Genomic DNA, 23,317 nt, shown 5'->3' with positions numbered 1-23,317 from the left:
CACGGTAGCGCCGGGCCATGCCCGGCGAACGTCACGAGGGGGCATTCATCACTCCAATGGCGTGAACCGAATGGCCTGCCCGCCGCCCGGCGCCAGCATCAGGGTCAGTGCATCGGCGCTGGTCACTTCACGCGTCTGCCGCGTGAACGCGAACGGATTGCTGCGGTAGTCCGCACCGTCGCCATCGCGATAGATTTCCGCGCGGTAGCGCACGCCCGGCTCCAGGAAGCCCAGCGACACCGGCAGCACGCGGCCATGCTCGTCGGTGATGCTGCCCAGGAACCAGTCACGGCTGTTGCGGTCGCGGCGCACGATCGTCACGTAGTCGCCCACTTCACCGTCGAGCACGCGGCTCTGCTCCCAGTCCACCGCCACGTCTTCGATGAAGCGGAACGCCTCCCGATGCTGCAGGTAGTGTTCGGGCAGATCGGCGGCCATCTGGATCGGGCTGTACAGCACCACGTACAGCGCCAGCTGACGGGCCAGGGTACTGGGGATGGCCTGGCCGTGGCGGCCCTTCAGGCTGAGGATGCCGGGGGTGTAATCCATCGGTCCGGCCAGCATCCGGGTGAACACCAGATTGACTTCGTGTTCGGGCGGGTTCGGCGGCTGGCCCCAGGCGTTGTACTCCATGCCGCGCGCGCCTTCGCGGGAGATCCAGTTGGGATAGGTGCGGCGCAGGCCGGTGTCCTTGATCGGCTCGTGCGGATTCACCGACAGGTGCCGGCGCGCGGCTTCCTGCACGACATGCAGGTGGTGGCGCGCCATGAACTGGCCGTCGTGCCACTCTCGCCACAGCGGGCCACCCGACGGGTTGCGACGGTCGACCTGGCCGTCGTCGCAGACATAGCCGGTCTTGAACTGGTCCACGCCCAGCCGCGCATACAGGTCCAGCGCGGCGTCGAGCTGCGCCTCATAGTGTTCGATGGCACAGCCGGTTTCATGGTGGCCGATCAGGTGCACGCCCTTCTTCAGTCCATATGCCGAAAGCGCTTCAATGTCGAAATCGGGCGTGGCGCGAGTGAAGTCGAAGTCGTAGCCATTGCCCACCCACATGCCGTCCCAGCCGGGATTCCAGCCCTCCACCAGGACGCCACGGAAGCCGTGCGCGGCGGCGAAATCGATCACCTTCCTGGTCTTGGCGGTGGTCGCCGCATGCTTCGGTCCGGTCGCCCAGCTTTCGTTGTCCAGGTGCATCGACCACCACACGCCCAGGTACTTGGCCGGCTTCACCCAGCTCACATCGCCCAGTGCATTGGGCTCGTTGAGATTGAGAATCAGGTCGGACTCGACCAGGCCGCCGGCGCGGTCGGCGATCTGCAGCGTGCGCCAGGGCGTGACGAAGGGCAGGGCACGGCGTACCTTCCACCCTTCGGCCGAGGGCGAGAGCTGCGCGCGCAGGCGCTGGCCGTCGGTGCGGCGCAGCCACATGCCGGCGTAGTCCACCAGCGCAGCCTCATGGATCGCAACGTGCAGGCCATCGCGGCTGCGCAGCGTCATCGGCGTGTGCACCAGCGGGATCTCGCGCAGCGGCGTGCGCTGGTAGAGATACTCGTAGTGGATCGGTTCGCCGGCGGGGATCCACCATGCTGTGGAGTCTGCCGCGATGGCAAATTCGGTCAGCTCGTCGTCGATGATCGCTTCGCGCAGGTTCGGTTGCTCAGGGAACACATAGCGGAAGCCCAGGCCGTCGTCGTAGACGCGGAACACCACATCCAGCCGGCGCTTGCTGCTGGTGGTTTCGGCCAACTGCACGGTCAGCTCGTTGAAGTGGTTGCGGGTGAGGCGGCGTTCCCCCCACGGCTGTTCCCACGTCTCATCGACGCTGCGTCGTTGCTGCCCGAGCAGGATGAAATCCCGGTCCAGGCGGCCATCGCGCAGTTCGAAGCCAAGCCTGGAATCCTCCACTACGGCTTCACCGAAGCGCTCCACCCGGTAGCGGGCGGTGCCGCCGTCCAGCACCAAGCTGACCTTGAGCACGCCGCCGGGCGATTGGACGCTGGTGATCTGCGGGGCGGCCTGCGCCAGCGTGGCCAGGCCCAGCAGCGCAACGCCCATGATTCGCGCGAACACCGCACGTACAACACTGGATGACATCGGCATTTCCCCTCCCAAGGCGCCGTTGGCAGACCCGGACCATAAGCCAGCCCGGCGGGCGTACTGCCGCGTCGGTGCATGAATACGTATGCAGCTGGACGCAGGCGACAGCCCCGCGTCTACCATGGGCCCAAGGCACCTTGAGGGAGGCGCCGCGCCCGCGCGCCGGTCACGGCTGCGCGGACCTATAAACGGTGCAGAGAGGGAGGGAGGTCGACGGGCGCAAGCCGGTCTGCCGCTTCGATGCTGAAGATCATTTGCCTGACCGCTGCCCTGGGGGCAGCGCTGGGGACGACCGCGCATGCGGCCGACCTGGAATTCGACGGCCGCCATGCGCGTGCCGAAGCGGCTGCCAAGGGCAGCTTCGTGCTGCACACGCCGAACGGCGCTGTGCCGATTGCCGCCGCGCCGATGCGCAGCCAGACCGGAAGCGTGATGTTCGACGCGCTGTTCGCGCTGGCCCAGCAGGAGATGGCGCAGGACCGGGTCGATGCGATCCGCGACCCCGCCTTTGACGAAGGGCGGCCGGTGCCATGCGACTGCTTCCAGACCGGCGCCCGCTGGCCCTACGTGTGGACCCGCGATGTCAGCTTCGCCGCCGACCTGGCGTTGGCGCGGCTGGATCCGCAGCGCACGCGTCAGTCGTTGCAGTTCAAGTTGTCGGCTGCCCGCGATGGGCGCACGCCCGGCCTGTTCGTCGCGCAGGATACCGGCTCCGGCGGCAGCTGGCCGATCAGCAGCGACCGTGTGGTGTGGTTCCTGGCCGCACGCCACCTGCTGGATGATCCTGCTTTTGCCGAACAGGTCTGGCAGGCGCTGCAGGGCACGCTGGCGCAGGACCGGGCGATGGTGTTCGACCCACAGATGGGCCTCTATCGCGGCGAAACCTCGTTCCTCGACTGGCGTGAACAGACGTATCCGGACTGGACCCGGGAGAACGTGCGCTTGATCGGTGATTCCTACGCGCTGTCCACCAACGTCCTGCACTACCAGGCACTGCGGCTGGCAGAGCAGATGGCCGCGCAGCGGGGCGATGATCGCCGTGCGCAGTACAAGGCGTGGGCCGATGAACTGGCGGTACGGATCGATGCGCGCTTCTGGCGCGACGACATGGGCCAGTACATGAGCTACATCGGTGAGGCGGCGCATCCGGTGCCCTACGCCAAGGTCGACCTGCTGGGCCTGTCGCTGGGCATCCTGGCCGACGTGCTGCCCGAGGCGCGGGCGCGCCGCGCGCTGGCGAACTACCCGATGGGGCCGGCCGGCAGCCCGGTGGTGTGGCCACAGGAAGCCCAGCAGCCGATCTACCACAACCGTGCGATCTGGCCGTTCGTCAGTGCGTATTCGCTGCGTGCTGCGCGACAGCTGGACGACGCGCCGCGCATCGCCGCCGAGATCCGCTCGCTGATGCAGGGGGCGGCACTGGCTGGTTCCAACATGGAAAACTACGAGCTGGTCAGCCAGGCCGTGCATGTGGACGAAGGCGCGCTGAGCGGGCCGGTGGTCAATTCAGAGCGCCAGCTGTGGTCGGTGGCCGGCTATCTGGCCATGGTCACCGAAGGCGTGTTCGGCGTGCAGGACGATGGCCGCGTGCAGCCCAAGCTGCCGGCCGCGCTGGTGCCGGAACTGTTCGGCACACATCCCCGTATCACGTTGGAAGCCAACGGCAAGCGCTATGTGCTGGAGCGCCCGCAGAACGTGGGCGATGGCCTGCTGGTGGCCGGCAGAACCACCACGCGTGGCAGCACCACGACGGTGCAGCTGGTCGCCGCCCCGGCAGCAACCGGTTTCGCTGCCACGGCTGCGGATGCCAACATGCGTGCACCGGCCACGCCGGTTGCGCCGCAGGCCCTGCGCAAGGGCGCGGGCTGGAACGTTCCGGTGGCAGCCGATCAGGTGCTGTGGAAGGACGGCAAGGCGGTCACCGACAGCAAGGGCGTGGCGCGCATCAGCGACGATGGCCTACAGCATTGCCTCAGCCTGACCCGGCGCGAAGGCACGTTGGAATCGCTGCACAGCCCGATGCTCTGCGTCGGTCCGCAGCAGGTGCTGAAGGGCGAGGAACGCTGGCAGTTCACCTCGGCCAAGGCCGGGCAGGTGCGCCTGCGCCTGCAGTACCGCAACCCCAACGGGCCGATCAACACCGGCGTCACGGCTGCGGTCAAGCAACTGGTGCTGCAGTGCCCGGGCCAGCCATTGCAGCGGCATACGGTTGCGATGCCGCACAGCGTGGCCGTGCAGGACTCGACCTCGGCAACGTTCGCTGTGCCCAAGGGGCCGTGCACGGTCGCGCTTGAAGAAGGCTTCAACATGAGCGCACTGCAGCATTTCGCGCACTACACCGGCGGAAAGGGCGGGCGCGAAGGCGTGCTCAACCAGGCGCAGGTGAAGGCGCTGACGCTGGCGCCGGTCGTCACGGCGGAGGACGCACGATGAACCGCCCTGCCAAACCGCAGCTGTCGTTCTGGCAGATCTGGAACATGTGTTTCGGCTTCCTCGGCATCCAGTTCGGTTTTGCTCTGCAGAACGCCAACGCCAGCCGCATCTTCGAGACGCTTGGCGCGGACATGGAATCGGTGCCCGGGCTGTGGATCGCCGCACCGTTGACCGGCCTGCTGGTGCAACCGGTGATCGGTTATCTCTCCGACCGCACGTGGACGCGCTGGGGCCGGCGTCGCCCGTTCTTCATGATCGGTGCGGTGCTGACCACGCTGGCCCTGCTGGTCATGCCCAACTCGCCTGCGTTGTGGATCGCGGCGGGCACGTTGTGGGTGCTGGACGCCTCGATCAACGTGTCGATGGAGCCGTTCCGTGCCTTCGTGGGCGACCAGCTGGCACCGCGCCAACGACCGGCCGGTTACGCGATGCAGAGCTTCTTCATCGGTGTCGGTGCCATCGTTGCCAGCTTCCTGCCGTTCATCCTGGCCCACTTCGGCGTGGCCAACACAGCCGCTGCCGGCGAGGTGCCGGATACGGTGCGCTATGCGTTCTATTTCGGTGCGGCAGTGCTGCTGGCGGCGATCACCTGGACCGTGGTCAGTACCCGCGAGTATTCACCGGCAGAACTGGCCGGGTTCGATGACGCCGAGCCGCCGGCGCACCATGCCGCCGCCGCTGCGAGTGGCCCCGCACCGTGGGCGCAGGTGGCGCTGTGGCTGGGTGCAGGCGTGCTGCTGGCCGCTGTGATCGCCGCGCGCCAGGGCGACAGGATGCTCTACGTGCTGGCGGGTCTCTGCGCGGGCTATGGTGTGCTTCTTGCGCTGGCCCGTACGCTGCCGCAGGCGCACATGCTGGCGGCGATCGTGGGTGATCTGCGGGCGATGCCGGTGACCATGCGCCGGTTGGCCTGGGTGCAGTTCTTCTCGTGGTTTGCGTTGTTTGCGATGTGGATCTACACCACCGCAGCGGTGGCCGGCACGCATTTCGGCTCCACCGACCCGCAGTCGGCGGCGTACAACGAGGGTGCCAACTGGGTCGGTGTGCTGTTCGGCGCCTACAACGGCTTCGCCGCACTGGCCGCCTTGCTGATCCCGCCGATGGTGCGCGCCATCGGCCTGCGCTGGAGCCACCTGGTGAACCTGTGGCTCGGAGGGCTGGGCCTGATCTCGCTGATGTTCATCAAGGACCCCACCTGGCTGCTGCTGTCCATGGCCGGCGTCGGCTTCGCCTGGGCCTCGATCCTGTCGCTGCCGTACGCCCTGCTGTCCGACAGCGTGCCGGCGGCGAAGATGGGCATCTACATGGGCCTGTTCAATTTCTTCATCGTCATTCCGCAGCTGGTCGCCGCCAGCGCGCTGGGCTTCGCACTGCGCGAGTGGCTGGGCGGAAATCCCCTGCACGTGCTGGTGCTGGGTGGAGTGAGTCTGTTCATTGCCGGGCTGTGCGTGCTTCGCGTGCCGGCCCATCAGGAGAGTGCGTGATGCATGTGTATTCCAGAATGTCGCTGGGGCTGTCGCTGGCCCTGCTCGCCACGGCGGTACAGGCCGCATCGCGCCCGGACTACGTGGGCACGCTCGAACCGTTCGCCAGCGATGCCGTGTACTTCGTGGTGACCGATCGTTTCGTCAACGGTGATCCGTCCAACGATCATCGCGATCAGGGGGGCAGCCACCGCACGTTCGACATTCCGGTGCCCTGCCCGGACAAGGTGGACGGCAACATCGGCTACCTCGGCGGCGACTTCAGGGGCGTGCTCGACAACGCCGACTACATCCGTCAGCTCGGCTTCGGTGCGGTGTGGATCACGCCGATCGTCGACAATCCGGATGAGGCGTTCACCGGCAGCAAGCCGATCAGCTGCACCAGCACGCTGACCGACCGCGGCAAGACCGGCTACCACGGTTACTGGGGCATCAACTTCTACAAACTCGACGAGCACCTGCCCAGCAAGGACCTGGACTTTGCAGGCCTGACCAAGGGCCTGCACGGTGCCGGCCTGAAAGTGGTGCTGGACATCGTCGGCAACCACGGCTCGCCGGCCTGGACCATGCCGACACGGCAGCCGCAGTTCGGCCAGATCTTCGACAAGGATGGAAAGCTGATCGCCGACCACCAGAACCTGCCCCCGCAGAAGCTGGATCCAAAGCACAACCCGCTGCATGCGTTCTACAACACCATCGGTCCGGTCGACAGCAAGGATGGCTCGATCTTCGATGGCAACCTGGCCGAGCTGTCCGACTTCAACCAGAACAACCCGGCGGTGATGGACTACCTCGTCGGCGCGTACCTGCAGTGGACCGCGCAGGGCGTGGACGCACTGCGCATCGATACCATCGGCTGGCTGCCGCACCCGTGGTGGCACGAGTTCGTGAACCGCATCCGTGCCGAGCATCCGAACATGTTCATGTTCGGCGAGGCCTTTGATTACGACGCCAGCAGGATTGCCGAGCACACCTGGCCGCGCAACGCCAATGTGAGCGTGCTCGACTTCCCGCTGCGTGGCGCGCTGGAACAGACCTTCGGTACCGCCGGCAAGGGCTTCGAGACGCTGGCCGAGCCGCTGCACCTGACCGGCGGCCCCTATGCCAATCCGTACGAGCTGATGAGCTTCTACGACAACCACGACATGCCACGCCTGCAGGCCAGCGACAACGGTTTCATCGACGCGCACAACTGGCTGTTCACCGCCCGTGGTATCCCGGTGGTCTACTACGGCTCGGAAACCGGCTTCATGCGGGGCCGTGCCGAGCATGCCGGCAACCGTGCCTACTTCGGCCAGGCGCGGGTGGATGCCGCACCGCAGAGCCCGATCTTCGCGCCACTGCGGCGCATCGCCCAGCTGCGCCAGGCCACCCCGGCGCTGCAGCGCGGCCTGCAGGTGAACGAGCGCCTGCGTGGCAATGAGGCGGTGTTCTTCCGTGTGCTGCAGCAGGGGGATGTGGCACAGACCGCATTGGTGCTGTTGAACAAGGGCGACAAGGCGACGGTTTTCCAGGTGGAGCGCTACCTGCAGGCGGGCCGCTGGCGCGACGCGCTGGACGGCGGTTCGTTGCAGGTGGATGCCTCCCTGAAGGCCGAAGTGCCCGCGCATGGCGTGAAGGTGTACGTGCTGGATGCCTCCGTGCAGCAGCCAGCGCTGCAGGCAGAGCTGGACAGGGCGATGGCCGACCAGAAGGCTCGGGACCAGCGTCTGGGACGGTGAGGGCGCCGCCGGGCATGGCCCGGCGCTACCGCTCTGGTGGGTGCCAACCTCGGTTGGCACTCCCGCTCTGGTAGGTGCCAACCTTAGGTTGGCACGCTCTTCGAGCAGGCTCGACCCTACAATAGGCACCCCTCACGCCGCGCCGTACCGCCATGTCCGACCTCGCCCCGCAGACCCCGATCGAAACCCTGCTGAAGGCGGCGATGGACGGGGCGGTGCCGATCCGCGCCTTCATGGAGGCCTTCGTCGCCTCCGAGGTGCTGCTGCTGACCGGCAGCCTGGTCACCCCCGACGGCAGCGGCTTCGACCCACTGCTGTTCGACAAGCAGGGCACGCTGCACGTGGCCGTGTTCACCGACCCATCGCGGGTGGGCATCTACAGCCAGCAGGCCGAACACCAGATCCGCTGGCTGATGCTGGACGTGCTGCGCCGTGTGCCGGGGGGCTATGGCGTGGTGATCAACCCGGGTACCTCGCTGGGCTTCGAGATTTCGCCCAGCGGCATTGGCGAGATCCTGAAGGATTTCGCCCAGGGCTGAGGCCACCCGACGGGGCCGTCCACCTGCGGGCCTTGCGGCACCCGGTCCGGTGCCCGCAGGCCGGGTTCACTGCTTAGTCCCGTCCGATCACGTCCGCTGTTTCAGCCGCGCAGCGATGATTCCCGCACCACCAGCTTCACCGGGATGCTCTGGCTCTCCACCGGCTGCCGGCTGATCGAGGCCAGCAGCCGTTCCACCAGCAGCTGCCCGGCCTGCTTGGTGTCCTGCTGCACGGTGGTCAATGCCGGCGATACAGATGCGGCCAGCGGGATGTCATCGAACCCGGTGACCGCCACGTCCTGCGGCACCCGCAGCCCGGCCTCGCGCAGTGCACGGATCGCACCGATGGCGATCAGGTCGCTGGCGGCGCAGATCGCATCGATCGGTTCGCCTCGCGCCAGCAGCGCCTGGCAGGCTTCCTGGCCGGACGCTTCGGTGGTGATGGCATCGTGCTGCAGGGCCGGTTCGGCATGCAGCCCGTGATCGCGAAGAGCTGCTACGTGACCGCGGTAGCGCTCCTCGAATTCCGGGTAATGGCTGGAGGCGTGGCCGAGGAAGGCAATGCGCCGACAGCCCTGCTGCAGAAGATGGGTGGTGATGTCGTGCCCGCCCTGGAAGTTGTCGCTGCCGATCGATACCCCGGGCTGGCCGGGCAGGGCCGCACCCCAGCGCACGAAGTGGGTGCCCTGTTCGACCAGCCGCTGCAGGCGGTCGCGCGATTCGTGGTAGTCGCCATAGCCCAGCAGGATGATGCCGTCGGCCTTGTTGCTGTCCTCGTAGTCGGCCTGCCAGTCGGTCGACAGCTGCTGGAACGACACCAGCAGATCCTGCCCGTGCAACGCGCAGGCGCGGGTGATCGAACCCAGCATCGAGTGGAAGAACGGGTTGATCAGCGAATCGTCGTTGGTCGGGTCCTCGAAGAACAGCAGGGCCAGCGTGCCGGCATTGCGCAGGCGCAGGCTGGAGGCGTTCTTGTCCACCTTGTAGTTCAGCTCGCGGGCGATGCGCAGGATGCGTTCTCGGGTCTCCGCATTGACCATCGGGCTGCCGCGCAGGGCCCGCGACACCGTCGGCTGGGAGACGCCGGCCAGATGGGCGATGTCCAGGGAGGTGGCTTTGCCTTTGATGGTCATGGGGGAAGCGCGCGAACGAATGAGTAGATGCCCCGGCATGATGCCATGGGGGCGCCATCGCAGCGCCGGCCGTCACTGCGGCCGGCCGCGCCGGGGTGTCCGGCCCGGACGGCTAAGTCATTGCCTTACAAGGATTTCAGTAGGATCTTTCGGTGTCTTTCGTCGCTTCTGGCCGGGCACGGAGCGGCGGCAGTGCTAAGATGCGGTGTTCTTGCATTCCCCCAAATTCATCGGGGGCGGCCCAGTGTCCTGCACCCCCGGCCGGGGCTGTGCTATCACTGGTCGACTGCCCTTGGACAACGGACGAAGGTACCTATGGCGCGCGGCATCAATAAAGTCATCCTGGTCGGCAATCTCGGCAACGACCCGGACGTGAAGTACACCCAGAGCGGCATGGCGATCACCCGCATCAGCCTGGCCACCACCAGCGTCCGCAAGGACAAGGATGGCAACCAGCAGGAACGCACCGAATGGCACCGCGTGGTGTTCTTCGGCAAGCTCGGCGAGATCGCCGGCGAGTACCTGCGCAAGGGCAGCTCGGTCTACGTCGAAGGCAGCCTGCGTTACGACAAGTACACCGGCCAGGACGGCGTGGAGAAGTACTCCACCGATATCGTCGCCGATGAGATGCAGATGCTGGGCGGCCGCGGTGAAGGCGGTGGCGGTGGTGGCGGCAACTACGGCGGTGATCGTCCGCAGCGCCAGCAGGCACCGCGCCAGGAGTACGGCGGTGGTGGTGGCCAGCGTGGTGGACAGGGCGGTGGCTATGGCAACCAGGGCGGCAACCAGGGTGGCGGTTACGGCAACCAGGGCGGCAACCAGCGCCCGCAGCCGCAGCAGTCGGCGCCGCCGATGGACGATTTTGCTGACGACGACATTCCGTTCTGATCGGACGCGCGTCCGCAGGAAACAGAAAGCCCCGCCGATGCGGGGCTTTTCTTTTTTCCACGGCAGGCCGGCGTTGTGCCGCGCAGCATGGATTTTTCGTGCACCGCGTCTTGCAAAAAAAAGAATTCCTCCCTTATGGTGCAATCGATTGCATTGCTGTGAATCGTTGCGTTTGATACCGGTTGGGAGGCCGGCAGATGGATGTCCATCCATTCGATCGGACCGGCATCGGGGCTTACGCGGCGCGATGCGTTGCGCATGGCGTTCGCTGGCGGCCTTGGCCTGGCTGCGGCAGCCGCGCTGCCCTCGTTCGCCGCCCAGGCCCCACTCAAGGGCAACCTGAAGCATTCCGTCGCCCGCTGGACGTTCCCGCAGCAGTCGGTCGCCCAGCTCTGCCAGACGGTGAAGGATATCGGCTTCGCCGCCATCGATCTGGTGGGGCCGGCGGACTGGCCCACACTGAAGGCGCATGGCGTCTACAGCTCCATGTGCAACGGCGCCGAGATCAGCCTGACCAAAGGCTTTGCCGGCCGCCAGTATCACGATGCACTGGTGGAGCGCTACGCGCGGCACATCGATCTGGTGGCCGATGCCGGCTACCGCAACCTCATCTGCTTCTCCGGCAATCGTGACGGCATGGATCCGCGGGAAGGCCTGGAGAATGCCGAAGCCGGGCTGAAGCGCATCCTCGGCCATGCCGAGAAGCGTGGTGTCGTGCTGGTGATGGAGCTGCTGAACTCCAGGGTCGATCATCCCGATTACCTGTGCGATCACTCCGCATGGGGCGTCGAGCTGTGCCAGCGGCTCGGATCGGACAATTTCGGCCTGCTGTACGACATCTATCACATGCAGATCATGGAGGGCGACATCATCGCCACCATCGGCAGGCATCACCGCTTCTTCAAGCACTACCACACCGCAGGTGTGCCAGGCCGGCACGAGATCGGTGACCAGCAGGAACTGCATTATCCGGCCATCTGTCGCGCGATCCGCGACGCCGGCTTCGAGGGGTATCTGGCGCAGGAGTTCATGCCTGCGGCACCCGATCCCGTCGGCTCGCTGCGCGAGGCGATCCGCCTCTGCGACGTCTGAAACGATATCCACCCAGGTGAAGTAGACCCATGGCAGACAATCATTACGACGCCATCGTTGTTGGCTCGGGAATCAGTGGCGGTTGGGCGGCGAAGGAACTGACCGAGAAGGGCCTGAAGGTTCTGATGCTGGAACGCGGGCGCAACATCGAGCACGTCAAGGACTACGTCAATGCGATGAAGGAGGCGTGGGATTTCCCGCACCGCAACCGGCCGACACAGGCGATGAAGGCCGCCTTCCCCGTATTGATGCGCGACTACGGCCTGGCCGAGAACCTGGAAGGGATGTGGGCCAATGAGCAGGAATCGCCGTACATCGAGACCAAACGCTTCGACTGGTTCCGTGGCTACCACGTAGGCGGCCGTTCGCTGATGTGGGGGCGGCAGAGCTACCGCTTCTCCGACCTGGATTTCGAAGCCAACCTCAAGGACGGCATCGCTACTGACTGGCCGATCCGCTACGCCGACATCGCACCCTGGTACGACCATGTGGAGAAGTTCGCCGGCATCGCCGGAACGCGCGAGGGACTGGACGTGCTGCCGGACGGTGAATTTCTGCCGCCGATCCCGCTGAACATCGTCGAGAAGGATGTGGCCGCGCGGATCAGGAAGGCGTTTGGCGGGACGCGGCACATGATCCACTCGCGTACCGCCAACATCACCCAGCCGATGCCCGAGCAGGGGCGCGTGAACTGCCAGTACCGCAACAAGTGCATCCTGGGCTGTCCCTTCGGTGCCTACTTCTCGACCCAGGCGGCGACGCTGCCGGCGGCGATGAAAACGGGCAATCTGACATTGCGGCCCTTCTCGATCGTCAAGGAAGTGCTGTACGACAAGGACCGCAAGCGCGCGCGCGGTGTGGAGGTCATCGATGCCGAGACCGGGCTGACCTATCAGTACACGGCCAAGGTCATTTTCCTCAACGCATCCTCCTTCAACTCGACCTGGATGCTGATGAACTCGGCCACCGATGTCTGGGAGGGCGGCCTGGGGTCGTCATCCGGCGAGCTGGGGCACAACGTGATGGACCATCATTTTGGTGCCGGTGCCTCAGGCCGGGTCGAGGGTTACGACGACAAGTACTACTTCGGTCGCCGCCCCTGCGGCTTCTACATTCCGCGCTTCCGCAACGTCGCTGCGGACAAGCGCAGCTACCTGCGCGGATTCGGCTACCAGGGCGGTGCCAGCCGCACCGGGTGGTCGCGCGAGATCGCCGAGCTGAACATCGGTGCCGACCTGAAGGAGGCCCTGACCCTGCCGGGCGACTGGCGCATCGGCATGACCGGATTCGGCGAGATGCTGCCGCACCACGACAACACGATCCGCCTGGATCCGCAGCGCAAGGACAAGTGGGGGCTGCCGGTGCTGGCGATGGACGTTTCGATGCGCTCGAACGAACTGGCGATGCGCAAGGACATGGCGGCCGACGCTGCCGAGATGCTGGAGGCAGCCGGCGTCAAGGACGTGGAGATGCACGACAACGACTACGCCCCGGGCAAGGGCATCCATGAAATGGGCACGGCCCGCATGGGCCGCGATCGCAGAAGCTCCGTGCTCAACCAGCACAATCAGGTCTGGGATGCGCCGAATGTCTATGTGACTGATGGCGCCTGCATGACCTCCAGCGCGTGCGTGAATCCATCGCTGACCTACATGGCGCTGACGGCACGGGCCGCCGACCATGCCGTACGCGAACTGAAAGCGGGGAACCTGTGATGGACCGTCGCGAACTGTTGAAGATGATCGTCGCCGCCACCGGCGCGGCCATGGTGGGCCTGCCCGCACTGGCCGCAGGGCAGAGCGCGACGACAGGATCGAAGGCCGCGTTCTCTGCCGCTGACATCAGCATGCTGGACGAGATCGCTGAAACCATCCTGCCGCGAACCACAACGCCGGGCGCGAAGGATGCCGGCGCGGGCCCGTTCATGGCGCTGTTCGTCACCGATTGCTACACCCCCCGACAGCAGGCGATATTCCGCGCCGGCCTGGTCGATATCGACAAGCGTGCCGGTGGCCGCTTCGTGTCGCTCCCCTCGCAGGCCCGCAGCGAACTGTTGCGCACCCTGGATGCGGAAGCCCGGGCGCACGTCGTCGAGGTCACCGAGACCGGTGCCGCGGAAGAGGGGGAGGCAGCGCCGCACTACTTCACGATGATCAAGCAGTTGGTCATCTTCGGCTTCTTCACCTCGAAGGTCGGTGCGACCGAAGTGCTGAAGTACGTTGCGGTGCCGGGTCGCTATGACGGCGATCTTGCCTATACGCCCGGCACGCCGGCGTGGGGGACCAGCTGATGGACCTCCACGCCTCGACCCTCCACCTAGATCCGGAAGCACGATGAACCGACCTCTCCTGACAGTGGCCTGCCTGCTGGGCACCGCACCCGTGTTCGCGCAGGACGGCGGCGACCCTGCGCGCGATCCGGCGAAGACCGAGGTGTGGACGCCCGTTCCCGCGGTCGTGGCGACGCCGCCGGGCCGCGCGCCCTCCGATGCGATCGTGCTGTTCGATGGCAAGGATCTGTCGCGCTGGGAGTCGGAGCAGGGCGGACCCGTGCCCTGGACCGTTGCCGATGGCGCGCTGACCGTGGTGCCCGGCAGCAAGGGCATCCGCACCAGGCAGCGCTTCTGCGATGTCCAGCTGCATGTCGAGTGGCGCACGCCCACCGCGACCGCCGGATTCGACGGCCAGCACCGCGGCAACAGTGGCATCTTCCTGCAGGAGGTGTACGAACTGCAGGTGCTCGACAGCTACAACAACCCGACCTATGCCAACGGCCAGGCCGGATCGATGTACAAGCAGGCCATTCCGTTGGTGAATGCCTCGCGTGCGCCCGGCGAGTGGCAGGCCTACGACATCATCTGGAAGGCCCCGCGCTTCTCGGCAGGCGGCGGGCTCACCTCGCCGGCGCGCATCACCGTGCTGCACAACGGTGTGCTGGTGCAGGACGACACGGTGCTCGCGGGCAAGACCGAGTACATCGGCGCGCCTTCCTACGCGCCGCATGCCTGTGCGCCGCTGTACCTGCAGGAGCACGACTCCAAGGTGAGCTACCGCAACATCTGGGTGCGCGAGCTGTAGCGCACCCTCATGCCTACTTCGCCAGGTAGCTGGCGATGTTGTCGATCTCCTGCTGCGACAGCTGCGGGAAGGGGGGCATCAAGCCGCCGCCCTGCTTGATCTTGTCCTTGATCTGCGCAGGCTGAAGCCGTTTGCTGACGTCGGTGAGCGCAGGGAACGTCGGTGGCACGCCGGCGCGCTCCGCACCGTGGCAGGCCACGCAGTGCGTTGCGTAGAGCTGCGCTCCGGCAGCAGGGTCTTCCTTGCACCACGCCGCAGCGGCCAGCAGGGTGCCGCACAGCGCGACAGTCACTTTCAGAATCGTTTTCAAGCTGGGCTCCTTCGCGGGCTAGCGCTGTGCACCGGCAGGCACGCGGGCAGTCAGGTGTTCACGCAGATAGTCCGCACCGGTGCGGATGACGGTGGCTGGATCGCGGGGTTGGTCGTGCTCGAGGATGTACCACTGCACGCCGGCCGTGGCGGCGGCGGGCAGGATCGCCTTCCAGTCCAGGACGCCCTGGCCCACGGCGGCGAAGCCGCCTTCATCCTCAGCCTGGCCCTTCGGGGCATTGTCCTTGGCGTGCACCGCGAACAGGCGGCCTTTGAATCTGCCCAGCATCACCACCGGGTCATGGCCGGCCCGTGCGACCCAGGCCAGGTCCAGCTCGGTCTGCAGATCGGGGCCGGCCGCAGCGAACAGCAGTTCCAGTCCGGTCGTGCCATTGAAGTCGACCAGCTCGAAGTCGTGGTTGTGATAGGCCAGGCGCATGCCCTTGGCACGGGCCTGCTTCGAGAGCTGGCCCAGTTCCTTGCCCAGCGCCGTCCAGCCGGCAGCGTCGGTGGGGCGGTCTTTCTCGGCCAGATAGGGCACCACCAGCGTGGTGTTGCCGATGGCCCGGTTGAAGGCGACCACGCCATCCAGGTCACTGCGCAGATCGGCCAGCTGCGTGTGCGAGGAAATCGCCTTGATCGAATACTTGTCGAGCAGCTGCTTGAGTTCGGCAGCGCTGACATTCTGCGTACCGACTGTTTCCACGGCGCGCACGCCGGCGTCGTGGACGATCTTCAGCTGCTGGTCGAGCGAGCCGGCATTGCGCAACGTGTACATCTGCACCGCGATGGGCGTGTGCAGGTCGGTGGCATCGCGCGCGAAGGCGGGCAGGGCAACGAGCAGCAGCAGTGCAAGGCTTGCGGTCCTGCGGATACGGATGTTCATCAGGCAGTCCTCCGGGAATTCAATCGATGGCCGTCCAGGCACGTGACCTGGCGGATGCGATGACACGTGTGACGATCCGCGCCGAGCGCAGGCCGTCATCGAAGGTGGGCAGGCCCTCCGGCTGCTCGCCTGCAATGGCACGGTAGGTGTCGGCGACAAACGCTTCGAAGCAGTTGCCATAGCCCTGCGCGTGTCCGGCCGGCAAGACCGACAATCTGCGTTGTTCGGCGCTGCCGGCACCGGGCCCGCGCACGAAGCTATCCTCGCGCTGGTCGGGCCGGCCGATCCACAGCCGCTCGGCATCTTCCTGGTTGAAGGCCACGCTGGCCCTGGCGCCGTCAATCTCGAACCACAGCCGGTTGTGGCGTCCGGCCGAAACCTGGCTGACCGTCAACGAGGCGAGCGTACCCGCACTCGTGCGCAACATCGCCGTGGCCACATCCTCGCTGGAAACAGCCTGCGTCGTGCCGCCGGCGGCCGGCGTGGTGAAGCTCTGCCCGGTGACCGCGCCGCGCTCGGCGATGACGGTGGCGAACGCGGCACTGACCTCGGCGAAGCGTTCGCCGCTGACCCATTCCACAAGGTCGCACCAGTGCGAGCCGATATCGGCGAACACGCGCGAGGTGCCGCCCAGCGAGGGGTCGACACGCCAGTTGTTGCTGGCCGGATCCAGCAGCCAGTCCTGCAGGTAGCTGCCGTGGATCAGGTGCAGTGGCCCCAGCTCGCCCTGCGCGATGCGTGCGCGTGCCTCGCGGACCACCGGGTGATAGCGGTAGACGAAGGGGACCGTAGCGACCAGACCGGTCCTGGCGGCCAACGCGGCCAATGCCTGGGCGTCGTCCAGGGTGGTGGCCAGTGGCTTCTCGCAGATCACGTGCTTGCCGGCTTCCAGCGCGGCCTGCGCCATGGCGCGGTGCAGATGGTTGGGCGTGCACACATGCACGACCTGCACCTGCGGATCGCCGACCACCTCCTCGATATCGCGGTAGGCATGCGCGACGTTCCACGCCTGCGCCACCTCCTGTGCGCGCTGCGGGGAAGAGGCCGCCACGCCGCGGACCTCGGCCCCGGCCAGCAGTGCCGCGCGGCGATGCACCGCACCGATCATGCCCGTGCCGACGATGGCGATTCCAAGCTTGGACATCCGATGGGTTCCTCAGGGTGCGGTGGGAGCGGGCGCGACAGCGGGGCGGTCGCGGAACAGCAGCAGGAAGGCGATCAGCACCACCAGTGCGACGCCGGCCGGGAACAGCCAGATCTGCTGCCAGTCCGGACCCGCCGCCGTGGTGAAGTGCTCCACCACCGCACCGGACAGGAACGTGCCGATCAGCATGCCTACGCCGTACGTCGCCAGGGTGATGAAGCCCTGGGCGCTGCTGCGCGCGTCGGGGCCGGCGTGTGCGTCGGTATAGATCTGGCCGGTGACGAAGAAGAAGTCGTAGCAGATGCCGTGCAGCACGATGCCGATCACCAGCAGGGAGAACGCACCGCCGGCGTCGCCAAAGGCGAACATCACATAGCGCACCACCCACGCAGCCATGCCTACCGCCAGCATCGTCTTTACCCCCAGGCGGACGAACAGGAACGGCATGGCCAGCATCAGCAGCACTTCCGAGACCTGGCCCAGCGACTGCAGGCCGGCCGCGCCGCGCACGCCGAGGTCGTTGAGATACGGATTGGTGAAGTTGTAGTAGAACGCCAACGGAATGCAGATGGCGATGGAGGCGAGGAAGAACACCAGATAGGAGCGCGACTTCAGCAGCCGCAGCGAGTCCAGGCCCAGGATCTGCCCCAGTCCCGCATCGCGCTGCCTGGCCAGCGGCGGTGTGTGCGGCAGGGTGAAGGCATACAGACCGAGGGCCAGCGACGCCATCGCCGCCATGCGGAAGGTCAGTTCGAGCCGATGCGCCTGCTCCCAGCCCAGCCAGCCGATCAGCACGCCTGCCACGATCCAGCCGACACTGCCGGCCACGCGCACCAGCGGGAACTGCTTCTCAGGCGACTGCATATGGCGCATCGCCACGCTGTTGGCCAGGGCCAGCGTCGGCATGAAAAGCAGCATGTAACCCATGACACAAGCGAAGAACGTGTTGAAGTCCGTCGCCGTGGATGCGAACCACATCAGCACCGCACCGGCCAGGTGCAGCACCCCGAGAATGCGCTGCGCCGCAAAGTAGCGATCGGCTATCAGGCCGACCAGGAACGGGGCGACGATGGCACCGATGGACTGGCTGAGGAAGGCGGTGGCCACCTGGCTGGCGCTGGCCTGCAGCGGGCCCTGCACCAGATACGTCCCCAGGGTCACGAACCACGCGCCCCAGATGAAGAACTGCAGGAACATCATCGCGCCCAAGCGCGACATGGCGTGCGTCATGGCTTGCCCTCCCGGGGCGGTAGTGGCTCAGAGTCCCAGCATGCGGCGCAGTGATTCCGGCGGCGTGCCGCTGCCGGCGAAGTCGTCGAAGGCATGTTCGGTCACGCGGATGATGTGGTCACGGACGAAGGCGGCTCCCTCGCGTGCGCCGTCCTCCGGGTGCTTCAGGCAGCACTCCCACTCCACGACCGCCCAGCCCGGGAAATCGTACTGCGCGAACCGGGAGAAGATCGCCTTGAAGTCGATCTGGCCGTCGCCGAGCGAGCGGAAGCGCCCCGGCCGGTCGATCCAGTCCTGGTAACCGCCATAGACGCCGCTGCGCGCGCTGGGCCGGAATTCCGCGTCCTTGACGTGGAAGATGCCGATGCGATCGTGATACCGGTCGATGAAGCCCAGGTAGTCGATCTGCTGCAGCAGCAGATGGCTGGGGTCGTACAGCATCTTCGCGCGTGGGTGGTGGTCCACCACATCGAGGAAGCGCTCGAAGGTGGCACCGTCGTGCAGATCCTCACCCGGGTGGATCTCGAAGCACAGGTCCACGCCGCTGGCGTCGAACGCCTCCAGGATGGGGCGCCAGCGCCGGCCGAGTTCGGCGAAGGCTTCTTCCACCAGTCCCGGTGGGCGTTGCGGCCAGGGATAGAAGTAGGGCCAGGCCAGCGCGCCGGAGAACGTGGCATGCGCGGTCAATCCCAGGCGTTGGCTGGCGCGGGCGGCCAGCTTCAACTGTTCCACCGCCCACGCTTGGCGCGCGGCGGGGTTGCCGCGCTTGTCCACCGGCGCGAAGCCGTCGAACAGGCTGTCGTAGGCGGGGTGGACGGCGACCAGCTGTCCCTGCAGATGGGTAGACAGCTCGGTGATCTGCAGGCCATGGTCGGCCAGCATGCCGCTGATGTCGTCGCAGTACGCCTGGCTGCGCGCGGCCTCGGCCAGATCGAACAGATGCGGCGCGTTCGTCGGCACTTGTACGCCACAATAGCCCAGGCCCGCAGCCCAGCCGGCCAGCGTGTCCAGCCGATCAAAAGGAGGTGTTTCGCTGATGAACTGCGCCAGGAACAGCGCCGGACCCTTGAGCGTCTTCAACGTGGTTCGCCCGCGATGCAATCGATTGCATTACCCTAGCAGGGTCTCCCGCAAACCCTGTTGTGCACTGCACAGCGGAAACAAGAACTGACGCCATGGCCACCATCTACGACATCGCCAAGCACGTCGGCGTCTCCGCCGGTACGGTGTCGCGGGCGCTGTCCCGGCCGGACAAGGTGCTGCCGGCGACGCGCACGCGCATCGAACAGGCCGCCGCCGCGCTGGGCTATGTGCCCAATACGGTTGCCCGCACGCTGAAGACGCAGCGCAGCGGCAAGATCCTGGTGACCGTGCCGGACATTGCCAACCCGTTCTTCGCACAGATCCTGCAGGGTGCCGAAGACGCGGCCCAGGCCGTCGGCTACGCGGTCCTGCTGGGCGACACCCAGCATCGACCCGACCGCGAGGAGCGCTATGCGCAGATGCTCCGTCGCAACGAGGCCGATGGCCTGATCGTGCTGGGCCATCGCCTGCCACCTACCGCGCGCGCGATCGTCGAGCAGCAGGGCGCCGCCGCGCCGGTGGTCAACGGCTGTGAATTCGACCCCGCGCTGGGCCTCCCCAGTGTCCACATCGACAATGCTGCCGCCGCGCGTGCGGTGATGGAGCACCTGTACGGACTGGGACATGAGCGGATCGCCGTGGTGGGCGGCCCCCCCGACAACCCCCTCCACCGGCAGCGGCTGGAAGGGGCACGGGCGGCGGGCAGGGCGCGCGGCCGACTGCGCCAGTTGAGTGTTGTGCCGGGTGACTTCTCCGTCGAATCCGGCCATGCGGCGGCGACGGCACTGCTGGCCACCGCATCGCCGCCGACCGCGATCTTCTGCTTCAGTGACCAGATGGCGCTGGGAACCCTGGCGGCCTGCAGGGAACTGGGCGTCCGCGTGCCCGAGGAGCTGTCCATCGTTGGTTTCGACGATCTGGCGTCGTCGTGTTACCTCACGCCGCCGTTGACGACCATCCGGCAGCCCATGCGGGAGATCGGCGACCGCGCAGTCAAACTGCTGCTCGCCATCATCGAAGGCCTCGATGTCCCGCTTCAGCAGACGCTGGATTTCAGTCTGATGCTGCGTGGCTCGACAGCGTCGCCCGGGCACAGGTGAAGGCAGCAGGCAGGAGCCCCGGCAGGCCTGCGCCTGCCGGGGATGTTTCATTGCCTGTGATCGCAAGCGCTGGCCCCAATTCCATTCATTTCGGTGTCCGGAGCGTTCCACTACCATGGGCCACCCCGCCCGGACTCATGCCATGCAAGACGCCCTCGTTGCCCAGCCCCGGCCTCCCGTTGCAAGGATCGCGGCCTGGTCATTGATGCTGCTGGGGATGTGGCTGGTACTGAAGCTGGGCCTGGTGGTGACGCTGCTGTCGGGCCTGCTGGTGTTCCAGTTGACCCACCTGCTGGCGTCGACAGTGGAGGGGCGCCTGCCGCCCGGGCGCGCGCGTGCGATCGCGGTGATCGTGCTTTCGGCCGTCATCATCGGCGTGCTCGTGCTGGCCGGCATCGGCGTGGCGTCCTTCTTCCGCACCGAAACCGGCGGGCCGGATGCGCTGCTGGCGCGCCTGATGGACATCCTCAACACCTCGCGCCACCAGGTGCCGGCACTGCTGCAGCCCTATATTCCCGAGGACATGCCGGCACTGCGTGCGGCATTGAACGAGTGGGCGGCAGAGCACCAACGGCAACTGGGCGTCGCCGGCACGTCGGCGGTGCAGATCGGCGTGCGCGTGCTGATCGGCATGGTGCTCGGGGCGATGATCGCGCTGTACGACGAGCTTCCGTTGCCGACGATGGGGCCGCTGGCGCAGGAACTGATCGGCCGTACCGGCCGCCTGGCGACCGCATTCCGCCAGGTGGTGTTCGCGCAGGTGAAGATCTCCCTGCTCAATACCGTGTTCACCGCGATTTTCCTGCTGGGGGTGCTGCCGCTGTTCGGCGTGCACCTGCCGCTGTCGAAGACGCTGGTACTGATCACGTTCATCGCCGGCCTGCTGCCCGTGGTGGGCAACATCATCTCCAATACCGTCATCACCATCGTTGCCCTGTCGGTATCGTTCTACGTGGCGGTGGTGGCGCTGCTGTACCTGGTGGTGATCCACAAACTCGAGTACTTCCTCAATGCCCGCATCGTCGGTGGCGAGATCCAGGCCCGTGCGTGGGAACTGCTGCTGTCGATGCTGGTGATGGAAGCCGCCTTCGGCCTGCCGGGGCTGGTCGCTGCGCCGGTGTTCTATGCCTATGTGAAACGGGAACTGGTGGACCAGCGCTGGATCTGACAGTTGCCGGTGCCAGCGGGCGCCACTGCAGCGCCACGGTGGACGCTTGTGGGTGCCGCCAGCCGGCAGCTACAGTGGTCCGCACTTCAGGGGAATGGTGAATGGCCCGCAAGGTGTCGCCGATCGGGTTGCGGACCTGGGTCTGGATCCTGGCCGGGCTGTTCGTGGTGTGCACGCTGCCCTTGATGGTCATCGCCCTGGTCCAGGGCACGCTGCGCTACACCGCAGCGGAGGACAACCTCGTCAGCCTGCACCGGTTGCGACAGACCTTTGATCTGGCCAATCTGGCCTCGGCCGAGCGCGGGCCTGCCAACAGCCTGCTCGGCAGCGATTGCGCCGACACCGACGAACGCGCGCGGCTGGCGGGAGGGCTGGCACAGGCGCGAAGGCGGGTCGACATGGCGATGACGCAGATGGATGCCGTGATCCTGGCCGGGCCCTCCCTGCCTGACGAGCGCCGCACCCTGTTCGAGGCCCAGCATCAGCTCCGCCAGGCGCGCGCGGCGGTGGACCGGGTCGTGGCAAAGCCCGCAGCCGCGCGGACGGTCGACGACGTGGAGCATGCGATCAACAGCATGTTCATGGTGACCGATCGCCTGCATCGCCTGGGTTCGGCGCAGATCAACGTGCTGGTGGCCACCGGCCTCGAAGCGGCGATTCCGGCGATCCAGGGCCAGATCCTGATGGACCTGCGCGAGCATGGCGGCCGACTGGCGTCGAATGTGATGGCGCCGGTGGCGGTTCCCGGGGCCTGGCGCGTCCGGCAGGTACGCGCGGCGCAGCAGACCGAGGGCCGCCTGCTCGAGCTGTGGCGGCTGGCAGCCAGTCACGAGTCGGTGTTCCGCAGTGATCCTGAGCTGTCCTGGCACTGGGACATGGCACGCCGGCAGTTCTTCGCCGAGTCGCTGCCGATGATCGAACAGCTGATCGAGGAAGGTCGCCGTGGACGGCCTCCGCCGTGGAACACCGCGGAGTTCACGGCGCGCTACGTTCCGACGCTGCAGTCGCTGGAGGCGCTGCGCGACGGCTACCTGAGCGTGTCCATCGAGCGCTTCGAACAGGCGCGGAATCGCGAGGCCACGCGGCTGGCCGTGTTGTGGGCCACCGCATTGGGCACGCTGGCGGTGCTGGGCGTGGCCCTGCGCATCGCCCACCGGCAGATCCTCCGGCCGCTGCTGCAGGCACAGGAACAGGTGGTGCAGATTGCGTCCGACGCGCCGGGCCCCGCGCAGCACGTCACTCATCCATTGGCAGAGATGCAGCGGCTGTTCGACGCGATTGAAGTGCTGCGCGAGACCTCACGTGAGCGTTCCGCACTGACCAGCGAACTGCGCCAGCTGGCCGGCACCGATGCGCTGACCGGGTTGCTCAATCGGCGCGCGCTGGACGAACACGTGCAGCAGCGGCACGCCGCAGGCAACGGCATGGCGGTGGTGATCCTGCTCGACGTCGATCATTTCAAGGCAATCAACGACGGCCATGGCCACGCCGCAGGCGACGAGGTACTGGTGCAGGTTGCGCAGCTGCTGCGCAGGTACCTGCGGCACACCGACAGCATCGCCCGCTACGGTGGCGAGGAGTTCCTTGTGCTGCTGGCGGATGGGGATCTCGGCGCGGGTGGCCGGTTGGCCGAATCGCTGCGCGTCGCACTGCAGCAGTCGGATATCGTGCTGGGCAATGGCAACGTGCTGCGCGTCACTGCCAGTTTCGGTGTGGCCGAGGGCAGTACCGATGCACTGGGCTGGCGTTCCCTGCTGCGTGCTGCCGATGCCGCCATGTATCGGGCCAAGGCGCAGGGACGCGATCGGGTAGGGATTGCCGGTGCACGCTGAGTGCCACGGCGCTGGCGACGCCGGTCATGGCGGTACAGGAGGGGCAGCATGCCCCCTTGCGCAGCACTTCATCTGCATCGCACAGGGCGCGGCCTAGA

General features: G+C 66.7%; 19 protein-coding genes. 12 read left to right on the top strand and 7 right to left on the bottom strand.

The genetic code is table 11. The features are described from left to right. Window positions 1-48: 48 nt before the first annotated feature. Window positions 49-2,103, bottom strand: coding sequence for a glycoside hydrolase family 97 protein (locus ACVOMM_RS00265; protein ID WP_180875400.1), 2,055 nt, complete (start codon window positions 2,101-2,103; stop codon window positions 49-51). Between the two features lie 237 nt (window positions 2,104-2,340). Here ACVOMM_RS00265 and ACVOMM_RS00260 point away from each other — a divergent pair, with 237 nt between their 5' ends. The 4 genes from ACVOMM_RS00260 to ACVOMM_RS00245 all read left to right on the top strand — a co-directional run bounded on the left by ACVOMM_RS00260 (window position 2,341) and on the right by ACVOMM_RS00245 (window position 8,277). After that, window positions 2,341-4,533, top strand: coding sequence for a glucosidase family protein (locus ACVOMM_RS00260; RefSeq protein ID WP_481525732.1), 2,193 nt, complete (start codon window positions 2,341-2,343; stop codon window positions 4,531-4,533). Then, on the top strand, window positions 4,530-6,017 hold the full coding sequence (locus ACVOMM_RS00255) for an MFS transporter (protein WP_065182400.1): 1,488 nt from the start codon (window positions 4,530-4,532) through the stop codon (window positions 6,015-6,017). The genes ACVOMM_RS00260 and ACVOMM_RS00255 overlap by 4 nt, the downstream gene beginning before the upstream one ends. Continuing rightward, window positions 6,017-7,738 (top strand): alpha-amylase family glycosyl hydrolase, encoded by a 1,722-nt coding sequence (locus ACVOMM_RS00250; RefSeq protein ID WP_481525731.1) that lies wholly within the window; start codon window positions 6,017-6,019, stop codon window positions 7,736-7,738. The genes ACVOMM_RS00255 and ACVOMM_RS00250 overlap by 1 nt, the downstream gene beginning before the upstream one ends. A 152-nt stretch (window positions 7,739-7,890) precedes the next feature. Beyond that, entirely contained in the window at window positions 7,891-8,277 is a 387-nt protein-coding gene (locus tag ACVOMM_RS00245; protein WP_053516683.1) for an SseB family protein, read from the top strand. A gap of 101 nt (window positions 8,278-8,378) precedes the next feature. Here the strand turns inward: ACVOMM_RS00245 and ACVOMM_RS00240 are convergent, their stop codons facing one another. After that, the gene (locus ACVOMM_RS00240) at window positions 8,379-9,410 is read right to left on the bottom strand and encodes a LacI family DNA-binding transcriptional regulator (RefSeq protein ID WP_053516684.1); all 1,032 of its coding nucleotides are present in this window, start codon (window positions 9,408-9,410) and stop codon (window positions 8,379-8,381) included. Between the two features lie 315 nt (window positions 9,411-9,725). Between ACVOMM_RS00240 and ACVOMM_RS00235 the strand changes: the two genes are divergently transcribed. The 5 genes from ACVOMM_RS00235 to ACVOMM_RS00215 all read left to right on the top strand — a co-directional run bounded on the left by ACVOMM_RS00235 (window position 9,726) and on the right by ACVOMM_RS00215 (window position 14,467). After that, window positions 9,726-10,298, top strand: coding sequence for a single-stranded DNA-binding protein (locus tag ACVOMM_RS00235; RefSeq protein WP_065174570.1), 573 nt, complete (start codon window positions 9,726-9,728; stop codon window positions 10,296-10,298). Window positions 10,299-10,499: 201 nt separating this feature from the next. After that, window positions 10,500-11,390 carry a hydroxypyruvate isomerase family protein gene (locus ACVOMM_RS00230; protein ID WP_481525730.1) on the top strand — a complete coding sequence of 297 codons (891 nt, stop codon included), beginning with the start codon at window positions 10,500-10,502 and terminating at the stop codon, window positions 11,388-11,390. Between the two features lie 29 nt (window positions 11,391-11,419). Beyond that, window positions 11,420-13,105: a GMC oxidoreductase gene (locus tag ACVOMM_RS00225; protein WP_197571101.1), complete on the top strand. Its 1,686-nt coding sequence runs from the start codon at window positions 11,420-11,422 to the stop codon at window positions 13,103-13,105. Next, entirely contained in the window at window positions 13,105-13,680 is a 576-nt protein-coding gene (locus ACVOMM_RS00220) for a gluconate 2-dehydrogenase subunit 3 family protein (protein ID WP_053516689.1), read from the top strand. Before ACVOMM_RS00225 ends, ACVOMM_RS00220 begins: the two co-directional genes overlap by 1 nt. 43 nt (window positions 13,681-13,723) lie before the next feature. Continuing rightward, entirely contained in the window at window positions 13,724-14,467 is a 744-nt protein-coding gene (locus ACVOMM_RS00215; protein ID WP_053516690.1) for a 3-keto-disaccharide hydrolase, read from the top strand. A 13-nt stretch (window positions 14,468-14,480) separates the two neighbouring features. On the opposite strand, the gene ACVOMM_RS00210 is transcribed toward ACVOMM_RS00215, so the two are convergent. Genes ACVOMM_RS00210 through ACVOMM_RS00190 form a run of 5 tightly spaced genes read right to left on the bottom strand, consistent with a single transcriptional unit; the run spans window position 14,481 to window position 19,116 of the window. Continuing rightward, window positions 14,481-14,777, bottom strand: coding sequence for a c-type cytochrome (locus tag ACVOMM_RS00210; protein ID WP_053516691.1), 297 nt, complete (start codon window positions 14,775-14,777; stop codon window positions 14,481-14,483). Between the two features lie 18 nt (window positions 14,778-14,795). Beyond that, window positions 14,796-15,662, bottom strand: coding sequence for a sugar phosphate isomerase/epimerase family protein (locus ACVOMM_RS00205; protein WP_065182392.1), 867 nt, complete (start codon window positions 15,660-15,662; stop codon window positions 14,796-14,798). Window positions 15,663-15,681: 19 nt separating this feature from the next. After that, window positions 15,682-16,806 carry a Gfo/Idh/MocA family protein gene (locus ACVOMM_RS00200; protein WP_481525729.1) on the bottom strand — a complete coding sequence of 375 codons (1,125 nt, stop codon included), beginning with the start codon at window positions 16,804-16,806 and terminating at the stop codon, window positions 15,682-15,684. A gap of 12 nt (window positions 16,807-16,818) precedes the next feature. Then, window positions 16,819-18,036, bottom strand: coding sequence for a nucleoside permease (locus ACVOMM_RS00195; RefSeq protein WP_180875415.1), 1,218 nt, complete (start codon window positions 18,034-18,036; stop codon window positions 16,819-16,821). A gap of 27 nt (window positions 18,037-18,063) precedes the next feature. After that, window positions 18,064-19,116 carry a sugar phosphate isomerase/epimerase family protein gene (locus ACVOMM_RS00190; protein ID WP_065174573.1) on the bottom strand — a complete coding sequence of 351 codons (1,053 nt, stop codon included), beginning with the start codon at window positions 19,114-19,116 and terminating at the stop codon, window positions 18,064-18,066. Between the two features lie 95 nt (window positions 19,117-19,211). Here ACVOMM_RS00190 and ACVOMM_RS00185 point away from each other — a divergent pair, with 95 nt between their 5' ends. The 3 genes from ACVOMM_RS00185 to ACVOMM_RS00175 all read left to right on the top strand — a co-directional run bounded on the left by ACVOMM_RS00185 (window position 19,212) and on the right by ACVOMM_RS00175 (window position 23,219). Beyond that, window positions 19,212-20,219, top strand: a complete 1,008-nt coding sequence (locus ACVOMM_RS00185; protein WP_180875417.1) for a LacI family DNA-binding transcriptional regulator — start codon at window positions 19,212-19,214, stop codon at window positions 20,217-20,219. Between the two features lie 142 nt (window positions 20,220-20,361). After that, window positions 20,362-21,387: an AI-2E family transporter gene (locus ACVOMM_RS00180; RefSeq protein WP_053516238.1), complete on the top strand. Its 1,026-nt coding sequence runs from the start codon at window positions 20,362-20,364 to the stop codon at window positions 21,385-21,387. 101 nt (window positions 21,388-21,488) lie between these two features. Further along, window positions 21,489-23,219, top strand: a complete 1,731-nt coding sequence (locus ACVOMM_RS00175; RefSeq protein ID WP_481525728.1) for a GGDEF domain-containing protein — start codon at window positions 21,489-21,491, stop codon at window positions 23,217-23,219. The last annotated feature ends 98 nt before the right edge of the window (window positions 23,220-23,317 follow it).

This window comes from Stenotrophomonas sp. STEN009 (assembly GCF_056760395.1).
The sequence above is the reverse complement of the archived record's forward strand: the minus strand, read 5'-3'. Positions and strand labels throughout refer to the sequence as shown.